Consider the following 12,219-nt stretch of genomic DNA (forward strand, 5'->3'; position numbering starts at 1 on the left):
GCGTGCGCCGGGTGCGTGCGCTGTGAGGAAGGTCTCAGGACTCCGGCTGCCACAGGGCCGGCACGTTCGGCGGCTCCCAGCCGGTCATCGAGGTGTGCGCCTGGAGGCAGCGGTAGGAGCGTCCGCCGTACGTCACCCGGTCGCCGGAGGTGTAGGCGTGGCCGCTCGTCCAGGTGCCGCCCGGCGGGTCCGTGGGCGGGTCGGTGGGCGGGTCCGTGGGGCCGGTGTCGCCGTCCACGTTCAGGACGAAGTCGAAGGTGCCCTCCTTGCCGCCGCCGGCGCCGCGGACGTTCATCAGCAGCGCCGGGTCGAAGATCATGTCCGTGCTGTTGCGGGGCTCGCCGGGGAAGTACAGCTGGGTGGTCAGGATCGGCTCGCCGGGGGCCTGCACCTTGACGTGGATGTGCCGGGTCCGGCCGGGATAGAGGCCGGGGACGATCGTCTTCAGGGCGAAGGCGCCGGTGGCGTCGCTGAACTGGTGGCCGCGGAAGGTGTAGCCGGCCATGTCGTAGTCGCCGTTGTCGTCGGCCTGCCAGAAGTCGAGGAGCACGCCGGACAGCGGGACGCAGTTGCGGCCGAAGACGTAGCCGCTGACGGTCAGCGGGGTGCCCGGGGTGCCGGGCGTGACCAGGCTGGTGCGCAGCGGGGAGTTCGGCTTGAAGTAGGGGCCCTCCATCTGGTCGGGCGTCAGGTCGTCGCCGTCGTCGCAGTAGGGGGTCGGCGTCAGGGTCTGTCCGCCGGAGGAGCGGGCGGCGTCCCGGGCGAGCGCGACGCCGCCGGTGGCGAGCAGCGGGACGGCGGCACCGGCGGCGACGGCCGCCCTGAGCAGCGTCTTGCGGCTGATGCCGCGGTCGCCGCCGGAGCCCGGGCCGGGTCCGGGCCGGGGACCGGGCTTGGGCTCGTCGGGGGTGGTGGGGGTGTCGGAGGTCATGGCGGTTCCTCGGTCTCCTCGGTGAGTGGTCCCTGGGGAAGCTGAACGGGACGTGCGACATCCGGGACGTCGGGGACAGGGAGCGCGCCCGCCGGCGCGGGGCAGGCTGCTGTGGTTGCTTCGGCGGACGCGCTCCGTGGTGATCGCTGGCCACCGTAGGCGCGCCGCGGGGGCCTCCGGCACCTCCTGTTTCACCCCCTGCCCGGCGTTATGCGGGTGGCGGGCCGGGGCCCGTGTACGGGCGGTGCGGCTGGGGGTACGGTCGTGGCGCGCCCGGCCCGGGGGCGGGGCTCGGCGGGCAGGACGCCGACCCGGGCACCGGTGCGGTGCGGGGGCTCGGCGGGCGTACGACGCGCAGATACGACGCGCAGATACATCGCACAGGTACGACGCACAGGTACGGACGAACACGCGGAGGGTGGCCGGGATGAGCGGGGCGACGGCGGGGGCGGGTACGGAGGCGGCGGGCGTGGAGGCGGTGGCCGGGAGGGTGCCGTCGGCGCGCGGGGACGAGGACACGGCCGGGGCCGAGGGTGCGGTGCGGGGCGGGCGGATGCCGGTCGTCCCTGGGTTCGCGGCGTGGCCCGCGGCCGGTTCCCCCAAGGCGGAGGGCAAGGCGCTGCGCACGCGCGTCCCGCGGTCCGCGCACGCCGCCTTCGAGGCGGACGCCGCCCGGCCGGACGCGGTGAGCGCGGTCGAGGAGTCCAGCCGCGGCCGGATACCGGGGCTCGCCCCGATGCGCGCCGGGCGGATGGCGGCCACGCCGTTCGCCTTCCTGCGCGGGTCGGCGGGCCTGATGGCGTACGACCTGGCACGGACGCCGGTGACCGGGGTCGGCGCCCAGATCTGCGGGGACGCGCACGCCGCCAACTTCGGCCTCTACGGCGACGCCCGCGGTGGCCTGGTCATCGACCTGAACGACTTCGACGAGACCGTCCACGGCCCCTGGGAGTGGGACCTCAAGCGGCTCGCCGCCTCGCTCGTGCTCGCGGGCCGGGAGGCCGGCGCCGACGAGGACACCTGCCGCGAGGCCGCCCACGACGCGACCGGCGCCTACCGGCGCACCATGCGGCTGCTGGCGAGGCTCCCCGCGCTGGACGCCTGGAACGCCATCGCCGACGAGGAACTGGTCTCCCACACCGACGCCCACGACCTGCTCGGCACCCTCCAGCGGGTCTCCGAGAAGGCGCGGGCCAACACCAGCGGGCGCTTCGCCGCGAAGTCGACCGAGTCCACCGAGGACGGCGGGCGGCGCTTCGTGGACGCGGCGCCGGTGCTGCGCCGGGTGACGGACGCCGAGGCGGCGACGGTCGCCGGTGCCCTGGAGGCGTACCTGGGCACGCTCTCCGAGGACCGGCTGCCGCTGCTGGCCCGGTACGCGGTGCACGACGTGGCCTTCCGGGTCGTCGGCACCGGCAGTGTCGGCACGCGGTCGTACGTCGTACTGCTCCTCGACCACCGGGGCGAACCGCTCGTGCTCCAGGTCAAGGAGGCCCGGCCCTCCGCGCTGCTGCCCCACCTGGCGGCCGCCGGGTTCGACGCCCCCGGGGCCGCGCACGAGGGGCGCCGGGTGGTGATGGGGCAGAAGCGGATGCAGGTGGTGAGCGACATGCTGCTGGGCTGGACCTCGGTCGACGGGCGGCCCTTCCAGGTGCGGCAGTTCCGCAACCGCAAGGGCAGCGTCGACCCCGCGGCGCTGGCCGCCGACCAGCTCGACGACTACGGCCGCATGACCGGCGCCCTGCTGGCCCGGGCCCACGCGCACAGCGCCGACCCGCGGGTGATCGCCGGCTACTGCGGCAAGAACGGCGAGCTGGACGAGGCCGTCGCCGCCTTCGCCGTCGCCTACGCCGACCGCACCGAGGCGGACCACGCGGAGCTCGTGTCCGCGGTGCGCACGGGGCGGGTCGCGGCGGAGCTGGGGGTGTGACGGGCTCGGCGGGGATCGCGTGGGCGGCTGCCCTTGCCCGCAGGCCCTAGGCTGGTCGGGTGACGACGCCGGAAGCTGAGCCCGAGCAGGAGGGTGCGCCGCGTCCCGAGGAACGGCTGGAACAGGCCGTACGGGCCGCCGAGCAGGCACTCATCGAGTACGAGATCGCCCTGGAGACCTTCCGTGTGGAGGTCGAGAACTTCTCGCGGCTCCACGAGCAGCGGCTCGGCCCGGTGTACGCCCGGCTCGAGGAGCTGGAGGCGCAGATCCTGGAGGCCACGGCGGCCCGTACGGGCGACGAGGGGGACCGGCGCCGGGCCGACGAGGCGCGGGCCCGGCTGATGCCGATTCCCGGGGTCGAGGAGCTGCTGAACGGCTGGATGGACGGGGACGGGCTGTTCCCGGAGGCGACCGCGATGCTCACGGACCAGGCGGTGCGGCCCCCGCAGCGGGTCAGGCCCAGCGAGGAGGCCCGCAAGCTGTACCGCGAGCTGGCCCGCAAGGCCCACCCGGACCTGGCGCAGGAGGAGGCGGAGCGGGTCCGGCGCGAGGAGTTCATCACCCGCGTCAACGCCGCCTACGCCCGCGGTGACGTGACGGAACTGCGCGAGCTGGCCGAGGAGTGGGCCGCGGGCCCGGTGCCCGAGCGGCGACCGAGCCGCGGCGAGGAGCTGTACGTCCGGCTCGAATGGCTCGACCGGCGCAAGGAGATGCTCACCCTGCTCGCCAAGGAGCTGGAGGAGAGCGCGATCGGCGCCATGCTCAGGCTGGCCCCGGACGACCCGGACCGGCTCCTCGACGAGATCGCCGAGCAGCTGGCCACCCAGGTGCGCGAGCGGGAGGCGGAGCTGGCGGGGCTCGCGCAGGACTGAGCCCCGGGGCGGCTCCGGTAGCGTCTGGGGCATGAGTTTCGGAGCTGGTGTGCCCACGATCGGTGTCGGTGACCTCAAGGACGGCGACTTCCTGCTGGACGTCCGCGAGGACGACGAGTGGCAGGCGGGTCATGCCGCCGGGGCGCTGCACATCCCCCTCAGCGAGTTCGTGGCCCGCTACGGCGAGCTGGCCGAGGCCGCGCCCCAGGACGGCCGGGTGCACGTGCTCTGCCGGGTCGGGGGCCGTTCGGCGCAGGTCACCATGTACCTGGTCCAGCAGGGCGTCGACGCGGTGAACGTCGACGGGGGCATGCAGGAGTGGGCCGCGGCCGGGCATCCCGTGGTCGACGACAAGGGTGGGCCCGGGCACGTGCTGTAGTCCGTCCCCGCCGGCTCCGGGCCGCCCCGTTCCGATGTGGTGACGGCCACGGTGCGGCCGGTCCGCCGGGGGCTGTGCGGGCGGCCGGTCCTGAGTACCGTTCCCGTGCGAACGTCGCCGAGCAGCCGCACGGGTGGCGCTGGGCGTCCCGTGACGGGACGGGCGAATGGACGGATCGGGACCGAACGGGGCGGAATGGACGCGCACGACAAGGACTCGGACGCCCGGCCGGGGCAGAACGAGCCGGACGGACCGGACCGGCCGGACGGTGAAGCGGACGCGGAGGAGACCGGCGGGCCGGCCGGGGCCGCCGAGACCGGCGGGTCGGTAGGGGCTGTTGAGGCCGGCGGGTTCGCCGGTGCGGCCGGAGCCGCTGTCACCGCCAGGACCTCCGGCGCCGCCGGGACTGACGGGGCCGCCGAGGCTCCGGAGGAGGCGGCGGGGGCCGTGGAAGAGGCCGGGGCGGCGGCCGCGGGTGCCGTGGGCGCCGGCTCCGGGGGGACCGGCGCCGTACCTTCCGCCCGGCGTCCCGAAGCCCGTACCGGAGTCGCCGCGCTCTCCCCGCGCTACCAGATCGGTGCCGTGGTCGCCCTCGCGGTGGTCGCGGTCGCCGTCTGCGCCCACCTGGGCCTGGTGTTCCTGCACGTGGCCCCGTCCAACACGCTCACCAAGCAGCACGGCGCCGCGGTGGACGAGTGGGTCTTCCCGGAGTTCGAGCAGAACTGGAAGCTCTTCGCGCCCAACCCGCTCCAGCAGAACGTCTCCGTCCAGGTCCGCGCCGAGATCGGTACGGCGGACGGCGGGATACGGACGACCGGCTGGTACGACCTGTCCGCCGAGGACGGCCGGGACATCGACGGCAATCCGCTGCCGAGCCACACCCAGCAGAACGAACTGCGCCGGGCCTGGGACTTCTTCGTGGCGACCCACGACTCCGAGGACCGCCCGGTGGGCCTGCGGGGCTCCCTCTCCGAGACGTATCTGCGGCGCATCGCGCTGCTGCGCCTGGACCGCAACGACGCCGCCGGACCCGGCGGTGTGGTCGAGCGCGTCCAGTACCGTTCCCGGACGACGAACGTGAAGCCGCCCTCGTGGAGCGGCGAGAAGGTCTCCGCCCGGCCGGTCGTCCGCGAGCTGCCCTGGTGGTCCGTGTCCCCGGAAACCGCGGACACGGCGGACACGTCGGCCGGGAAGGCCGGAAGCACCGGAAAGGCCGGAAGGGCCGGGAAGGCCGGAAGCACCGGGAAGGAAGGGGGCGCCGCGTGAACGGCATCGTCCTCTCGGTCTCCCGCTCCATCGCCCGCGTCACGGGCGCCGCGCTCGGCCCGTACCAGACCGCCGTGGTCCGCGTCGGCTTCAGCGCCACCTGGCTGCTCTTCCTGCTGCGTGAACTGCCCCACCGCAACGAGCTGTACGGCCCGGGCAGCCCCTGGGGCCACGACCTCGCCCAGCAGCTGATCGCGGACAACGGCGCCTTCACGGCACTGATGTGGTCGGACGGGCGGACCTGGTTCGAGATCGTCTACGCGCTGGCCGTCCTGAGCAGCGTGCTGCTCCTGCTGGGCTGGCGCACCCGCACCATGTCCGTGCTGTTCATGGTCGGCGTGCTCTCGCTTCAGAACCGCAGCGTGTTCATGGGGGACGGCGGCGACAACGTCGTGCACCTGATGAGCATCTACCTGGTCCTCACCCGGTGCGGCCAGGTGTGGTCGCTGGACGCGCGCCGCGCCCGGCGTGCGGCGGCGGCACGCGCGCGCGGCGTGCGGGTCGTGGACCGGGCCGGGCCGGTGCTGTGGTGCGTCCTCGGGTTCGCGCTGGTGGCGGTGACGGCGGGGGGCCTCCTCGACGGCGACTGGTTCGTGCCGGCGCTGCTGTGGGCGGTGTGGGTCTCGCTGGGCCTGTGGTGGCTCGTGGGGCGGGGCGGGGAGGGCAGCCAACCGCGGATCCTGCTGGACGTGGTCGCCAACATCGTGCACAACGGCGCGCTGGTCGTGATCATGGCCGAGGCGTGTCTGATCTACGCGACGGCCGGCTGGTACAAGATCCAGGGTTCGCGCTGGCAGGACGGCACGGCCGTCCACTACCCGCTGCACCTGGACTACTTCTCGCCGTGGCCCGCGCTGTCCGACGCCCTGGCTGCCAACGGCACGATGGTCATGCTCATCACGTACGGCACGGTCGCCGTGCAGGTCGCCTTCCCGTTCGCGCTGTTCAACCGGCGGGTCAAGAATGCGCTCCTGGCCGTGATGATGCTCGAGCACGCGGTGATCGCCGTGACGCTGGGACTGCCGTTCTTCTCGCTGGCGATGATCGCCGCCGACGCGGTCTTCCTGCCGACCTCCTTCCTGCGCCGGCTGGGCGGTTGGACGGCCCGCCTGCGCGGCCGGTTGCCGGGCCGGAGGTTCCCGGTGGTGTTCGCCGGCGCGGTGGACGCGGACGGGCAAGGGCACGGGGGCGGAGATGGAGGCGGAGACGGGGGCGGTCGTAAGGCGACGGTGCCCGGGCCCCGGGCCCGGGAAGGCGAGGAGGCTGCGGCGGCCGGAGCGGGCGCGGTGGACGGGAAGGACCCCGGTCCCACGCACGTAGGCTTCCGCACATGACCGACCCCGTCGCTCCCGGCCCGCCGGCCGCCTGGCACCTGCACGCCGGCCGGTGCGTGCTGCTGGACGGTTTCCACGCCCTCAAGCACGCGCTGCGCTTCGGGGCCGAGGTGCCGGTGGCCGTCACCAGTGACCGGGCGGGCGCTCTGGCCCTCGCCGACGAGCTGGCGCCGGACGTGCGCGGGGAGCTGGCGGGGCTGCTGACCGAGGTGTCGCGGGAGGCGTACGCGTCGGTCGTGGCGAGGCCGCACCCCACGGCGGTGGCCGCCCTGGCCGTACGGCCCTCGCGGGCGGCCGGGCTGGAGACGCTGGCGCACACGCCCCGACGGGCCCCCGTCGTGGTCCTCGACCAGCCGCGCAACCTCGGCAACGCGGGGGCGGTGATCCGGCTGGCCGCCGGTTTCGGGGCGACCGGCGTGGTCACCACCGGCACGCTCGACCCCTGGCACCCCACGGTGGTGCGCGGCGGGGCGGGGCTGCACTTCGCGACCGTCGTGGAGCGGCTGGAGGTGGCCGGGCTGCCGCCGGGGCCGGTGTTCGCGCTGGACCCGGAGGGCGAGGACATCCGGGGGCTGAAGCTGCCGGACGACGCGCTGCTCGCGTTCGGCTCCGAGCGCAGCGGGCTCTCGCCGGAGCTGCGGGCCCGGGCCGACCACCTGGTGGCGCTGCCGATGCGCCCCCAGGTCTCCAGCTACAACCTCGCGACCAGTGTGGCCATGACGCTGTTCCACTGGAGCGCCACAGGGGGCGCACCGCGGGTGCCTTAGGGCCCCCTGTCTCAGGCCTGGTGGCGGACCTCCACCACCCGGAAGCGGTTGGCCACGAAGGCGCCGTCGCACAGGGCGGCGTTGGCCGCCGGGTTGCCGCCCGAGCCGTGGAAGTCGGAGAAGGCGGCCGTCTGGTTGACGTACACCCCGCCGGTGAGGTTGAGGGAGAGCTGGGCGGCCTCGTCCAGGCAGGCCTCCCGCACGGCCTCCTCGACCTCCGGGTCGGTGGTGTACGCGCCCACCGTCATCGCGCCCTTCTCGCGGACGCTGCGGCGCAGCAGCTCCACCGCGTGGCCGGCGGAGTCGACGGCGACGGCGAAGGAGACCGGGCCGAAGCACTCGCTGGTGTACGCGGCCTCGTCCTCGGGCTTGGCACCGTCCAGCTTGACGATCACCGGGGTGCGCACGACCGCGTCCGGGAAGTCGGGGTTGGCCACCTCGCGGGAGGCGAGGGCGACCTCGCCGAGCCCGGCGGCGGCCTCCAGGCGGGCCTTGACGTCCGGGTTGACGATCGCGCCGAGCAGGGCGTTCGCGCGGGCGTCGTCGCCGAGGAGGCCGTCGACGGCGCGGGCCAGGTCGGCGGTGACCTCGTCGTAGGACTTGTCGCCCTGGTCGGTGCGGATGCCGTCGCGGGGGATCAGCAGGTTCTGCGGGGTGGTGCACATCTGGCCGCTGTACAGGGACAGGGAGAAGGCCAGGTTGCCGAGCATGCCCTTGTAGTCGTCGGTCGACTCCACGATCACCGTGTTGACGCCGGCCTTCTCCGTGTACACCTGGGCCTGGCGGGCGTTGGCCTCCAGCCAGTCGCCGAAGGCGGTGGAGCCGGTGTAGTCGACGATGCGGATCTCGGGGCGGGTCGCCAGGGTCTTGGCGATGCCCTCGCCGGGCCGCTCGGCGGCCAGCGCGACCAGGTTCGGGTCGAAGCCGGCCTCGGTGAGGACCTCGCGGGCGACCTGGACGGTGAGGGCGAGCGGCAGCACCGCGCGGGGGTGGGGCTTGACCAGGACCGCGTTGCCGGTGGCGAGGGAGGCGAACAGGCCCGGGTAGCCGTTCCACGTCGGGAAGGTGTTGCAGCCGATGACCAGGCCGATGCCGCGCGGGACGGGCGTGAAGCGCTTGGTGAGCGCGAGCGGGTCGCGCTTGCCCTGGGGCTTGGTCCACTCCGCCGTGTCGGGGGTGCGGGACTGCTCCACGTACGCGTAGGCCACGGCCTCCATGCCGCGGTCCTGGGCGTGCGGGCCGCCGGCCTGGAAGGCCATCATGAAGGCCTGGCCGGAGGTGTGCATGACCGCCTGCGCGAACTCCATCGTCCGGTCGGCGATCCGCCGCAGGATCTCCAGGCAGACCATCGCGCGCAGCTCCGCGCCCGCGTCCCGCCACGCCTTCTGGCCGGCCTTCATGGCGGGCAGCAGCACGTCGAGGTCCGCGTGCGGGTACTCCACGCCCAGCTCGATCCCGTACGGGGAGACCTCGCCGCCCACCCAGCCGTCGGTGCCGGGCTGGCCGAGGTCGAGGCGGGTGCCGGAGAGGGCGTCGAAGGCGGCCTTGCCCGCTGCCATGTCCAGGCTGCCGTTCTCCCCGTAGGCCTTGGGGTGCTCGGGGTGGGGGGACCAGTACGCGCGCGTGCGGATCGTCTCCAGCGCCAGGTCCAGGGTCGGCCGGTGCTGGGCGATCAGCTGGTGTGCGGTGAGTTCGGCGGCCATGCGGGACCAACTCCTCGTCTCTCACGGACTCCCGACGCGTCGCCGACGCTCCGTCGACGGTCTGTCGAGTCCGTGGACCTGGGGGGAAACCTGGGCAGAAACAGGCGGACACGGCTAGAGTAACCGAACGATCGGTCGGGACAAGGGGGTCCGCCGCATCTGTGGAAAACGCCGTGCGGGAGGATCGCGCACATGACAGCACTCGACCTCAGCAGCCCCGTGGCCGTCGTCGGCACCGGCACCATGGGCCAGGGCATCGCCCAGGTGGCGCTGGTCGCGGGCCATCCCGTGCGGCTGTACGACGCCGCTCCCGGGCGGGCCCGGGAAGCGGCCGACGCGATCGGCGCCCGGCTCGACCGGCTCGTCGAGAAGGACCGCCTCACCGGTGCCGAACGGGACGCCGCCCGGGCCCGGCTCACGCCCGCCGAGAGCCTCGCGGGCCTCGCCGGCTGCGCGCTCGTCGTCGAGGCGGTCGTCGAGCGCCTCGACGTCAAGCAGGAGCTGTTCCGCGCCCTGGAGGACGTCGTCGGCGACGACTGTCTGCTCGCCACCAACACCTCGTCCCTGTCCGTCACCGCCGTCGGCGGCGCGCTGCGCGAGCCCGGTCGCTTCGTCGGACTGCACTTCTTCAACCCCGCGCCGCTGCTCCCCCTGGTGGAGGTGGTCTCCGGGTTCGCCACCGACCCGGCGTCGGCCACGCGCGCGTACGAGACGGCCCGCGCCTGGGGCAAGTCCCCGGTCGCCTGCGCCGACACCCCCGGGTTCGTCGTCAACCGCATCGCCCGGCCCTTCTACGCCGAGGCCCTCGCGGTCTTCGAGAACCAGGGCGCGGATCCGGCCACGATCGACGCCGTGCTGCGCGAGTCCGGCGGTTTCAGGATGGGCGCCTTCGAGCTGACCGACCTCATCGGGCAGGACGTCAACGAGTCCGTCACGCACTCCGTGTGGCAGGCGTTCTTCCAGGACGTCCGCTTCACCCCCTCGCTGGCCCAGCGCCGCCTGGTCGAGTCCGGCAGGCTCGGCCGCAAGAGCGGGCAGGGCTGGTACGACTACCGGGACGGCGCCGAGCGCCCCCGGCCGCACACCGCCGAGCCGGCCGATGCGCCCGCGTACGTCGTCGTCGAGGGCGACCTGGGCCCGGCGGCCGGACTGGTCGGGCTGATCCGTGAGGCGGGCGTGGAGGTGCGTCCGGAGGACGGGTACGGCGACGGGGGAAGGCTCGTACTGCCCGGCGGCGGCACGCTGTGCCTCACCGACGGTGAGCCGCTCGTGTCGAAGGACGTCGTCCACTTCGACCTCGCCCTCGACTACCGCGCGGCCACCCGGATCGCCCTGTCCGCGTCCGAAGAGGTCCGTCCGGGCCTCCTGTCCGAGGCCACCGGCCTGTTCCAGGCGCTCGGCAAGAAGGTCAGCGTCGTCGGCGACGTCCCCGGCATGATCGTGGCCCGGACCGTCGCCCGGATCATCGACCTGGCGTTCGACGCCGTGGCCAGGGGCGTGGCCGCCCCGGAGGACATCGACACGGCGATGCGGCTGGGTGTGAACTACCCCCTCGGCCCGTTCGAATGGAGCCGCCGGCTCGGTGACACCTGGGCCTACTACCTGCTCTTCCAGGCGCACGAGTGGGAACCGTCGGGACGCTGGGCGCCGTCCCTCGCGCTCCGCCGCCACGCCGACGCCGCCGAGGCCCGGGAGGACACCGCCTCATGACCACCGCCAAGCGCGACACGTACACGCCCGAGACGCTGCTGTCGGTCGCCGTGCAGGTCTTCATCGAGCGCGGCTACGACGGCACCTCCATGGAGCATCTGTCCAAGGCGGCGGGGATCTCCAAGTCGTCGATATACCACCACGTCACGGGCAAGGAGGAGCTGCTGCGCCGGGCCGTGAGCCGGGCCCTGGACGAGCTCTTCGGGATCCTCGACGAGGAGCACGCGCGCGAGGGGTCCGCCGCCGAGCGCCTGGAGTACGTCGTGCGGCGCATGGTCGAGGTGCTCATGGCGGAGCTGCCCTACGTGACGCTGCTGCTGCGGGTGCGCGGCAACACCGGCACCGAGCGGTGGGCGCTGGAGCGGCGGCGCGAGTTCGACCACCGGGTCGCCGCCCTGCTCAAGGACGCGGCCGCCGAGGGGGACGTGCGCGCGGACGTGGAGGTGCGGCTCGCGACCCGCCTGGTCTTCGGCATGATCAACTCGATCGTCGAGTGGTACCGCCCCGACGTGCCGGACGGCCGGGCGGGCGCCGGCGAGCGCGAGGTGGTCGACGCGGTGGCGCGGCTGGTGTTCGGCGGGCTGCGCAAGGCGTCCTGAGCGGCCCGGGACGGGTGGGGCCGGCCCCACCGCCGGTCAGCCCTGCGGTTCGAGGTCCTCGGTCTCGAAGACCAGCAGCGTGCGGGTGCTGAGCACCTCCGGGATGGCCTGGAGGCGGCTGAGCACCAGCTCGCGCAGGGCCCGGTTGTCCGGGGTGTGCACCAGCAGCAGCACGTCGAAGTCGCCGCCCACCAGCGCGATGTGCGAGGCCCCGGGCAGCTTCCGCAGCTCGGCCCGGACCGTGCGCCAGGAGTTCTGGACGATCTTCAGGGTGATGTACGCCGAGGTGCCGTGCCCGGCGCGTTCGTGGTCGACGCGGGCGCCGAAGCCGCGGATGACGCCGTCCTCGACGAGCCGGTTGATGCGTGCGTAGGCGTTCGCGCGCGAGACGTGCACCCGCTCCGCGACCGACCGTATGGAGGCGCGGCCGTCCGCCTGGAGCATGCGCAGGATGTCCTGGTCGATGGCGTCCAGCGGGCGCGGGGGCGGCGGGGTGCCCGCCTCGTCCGCGCCGGCGCCCTCCCCGGGGCGATCGGCCATTTGTTCAGATGCCACGTGCCCCCGCCTTCCCCTGATGGACGTCCTGCGTCCATCTCAGGCTGTGGAGAACCGTTTGTCCACAGCCTGGGGCCGCCTGTAGCCAAAATGTGCCGACGACCGAACAATCGGTAGGTGAGGCCCGTCACACCCGTGGCGAGCCCAGAGCCGTCTCCCACGAGGAGGTGCCG

11 protein-coding genes are annotated in these 12,219 nt (G+C 74.0%); 8 read left to right on the plus strand and 3 right to left on the minus strand.

Features of this window, described 5'->3' with window-relative positions; genetic code table 11:
• Nucleotides 1-34: 34 nt before the first annotated feature.
• Nucleotides 35-931: a carbohydrate-binding protein gene (locus tag Sco07f_RS06555; RefSeq protein WP_108987226.1), complete on the minus strand. Its 897-nt coding sequence runs from the start codon at nucleotides 929-931 to the stop codon at nucleotides 35-37.
• A gap of 427 nt (nucleotides 932-1,358) precedes the next feature.
• On the opposite strand from Sco07f_RS06555, the gene Sco07f_RS06560 reads away from it, so the two are divergent.
• From Sco07f_RS06560 to Sco07f_RS06585, 6 genes are all read left to right on the plus strand, one after another.
• Nucleotides 1,359-2,861, plus strand: a complete 1,503-nt coding sequence (locus Sco07f_RS06560; RefSeq protein ID WP_108987227.1) for a DUF2252 domain-containing protein — start codon at nucleotides 1,359-1,361, stop codon at nucleotides 2,859-2,861.
• Between the two features lie 59 nt (nucleotides 2,862-2,920).
• The gene (locus tag Sco07f_RS06565) at nucleotides 2,921-3,733 is read left to right on the plus strand and encodes a hypothetical protein (RefSeq protein WP_007451457.1); all 813 of its coding nucleotides are present in this window, start codon (nucleotides 2,921-2,923) and stop codon (nucleotides 3,731-3,733) included.
• A 49-nt stretch (nucleotides 3,734-3,782) separates the two neighbouring features.
• Entirely contained in the window at nucleotides 3,783-4,112 is a 330-nt protein-coding gene (locus tag Sco07f_RS06570; protein ID WP_007451459.1) for a rhodanese-like domain-containing protein, read from the plus strand.
• A 195-nt stretch (nucleotides 4,113-4,307) separates the two neighbouring features.
• Nucleotides 4,308-5,378, plus strand: coding sequence for a DUF5819 family protein (locus Sco07f_RS06575; protein ID WP_108987228.1), 1,071 nt, complete (start codon nucleotides 4,308-4,310; stop codon nucleotides 5,376-5,378).
• The gene (locus Sco07f_RS06580) at nucleotides 5,375-6,712 is read left to right on the plus strand and encodes an HTTM domain-containing protein (RefSeq protein ID WP_108987229.1); all 1,338 of its coding nucleotides are present in this window, start codon (nucleotides 5,375-5,377) and stop codon (nucleotides 6,710-6,712) included. Before Sco07f_RS06575 ends, Sco07f_RS06580 begins: the two co-directional genes overlap by 4 nt.
• Entirely contained in the window at nucleotides 6,709-7,479 is a 771-nt protein-coding gene (locus tag Sco07f_RS06585; RefSeq protein ID WP_108987230.1) for a TrmH family RNA methyltransferase, read from the plus strand. The genes Sco07f_RS06580 and Sco07f_RS06585 overlap by 4 nt, the downstream gene beginning before the upstream one ends.
• Before the next feature lie 11 nt (nucleotides 7,480-7,490).
• Here the strand turns inward: Sco07f_RS06585 and paaN are convergent, their stop codons facing one another.
• Complete coding sequence (gene paaN, locus Sco07f_RS06590; protein ID WP_108987231.1) at nucleotides 7,491-9,182, minus strand: phenylacetic acid degradation protein PaaN; 1,692 nt, start codon at nucleotides 9,180-9,182, stop codon at nucleotides 7,491-7,493.
• Nucleotides 9,183-9,374: 192 nt separating this feature from the next.
• Here paaN and Sco07f_RS06595 point away from each other — a divergent pair, with 192 nt between their 5' ends.
• Both Sco07f_RS06595 and Sco07f_RS06600 read left to right on the plus strand, forming a co-directional pair.
• A complete protein-coding gene (locus Sco07f_RS06595; RefSeq protein WP_108987232.1) occupies nucleotides 9,375-10,892 on the plus strand; it encodes a 3-hydroxyacyl-CoA dehydrogenase in 1,518 nt (505 codons plus the stop codon).
• Nucleotides 10,889-11,491, plus strand: a complete 603-nt coding sequence (locus Sco07f_RS06600) for a TetR/AcrR family transcriptional regulator (protein WP_007451469.1) — start codon at nucleotides 10,889-10,891, stop codon at nucleotides 11,489-11,491. The genes Sco07f_RS06595 and Sco07f_RS06600 overlap by 4 nt, the downstream gene beginning before the upstream one ends.
• 36 nt (nucleotides 11,492-11,527) lie before the next feature.
• Here Sco07f_RS06600 and Sco07f_RS06605 read toward each other — a convergent pair whose 3' ends face one another.
• Nucleotides 11,528-12,031: an Lrp/AsnC family transcriptional regulator gene (locus tag Sco07f_RS06605; protein WP_108987233.1), complete on the minus strand. Its 504-nt coding sequence runs from the start codon at nucleotides 12,029-12,031 to the stop codon at nucleotides 11,528-11,530.
• Nucleotides 12,032-12,219 lie beyond the last annotated feature (188 nt).

It is taken from the genome of Streptomyces coelicoflavus (assembly GCF_003112555.1).
Taxonomy (GTDB): domain Bacteria; phylum Actinomycetota; class Actinomycetes; order Streptomycetales; family Streptomycetaceae; genus Streptomyces; species Streptomyces coelicoflavus.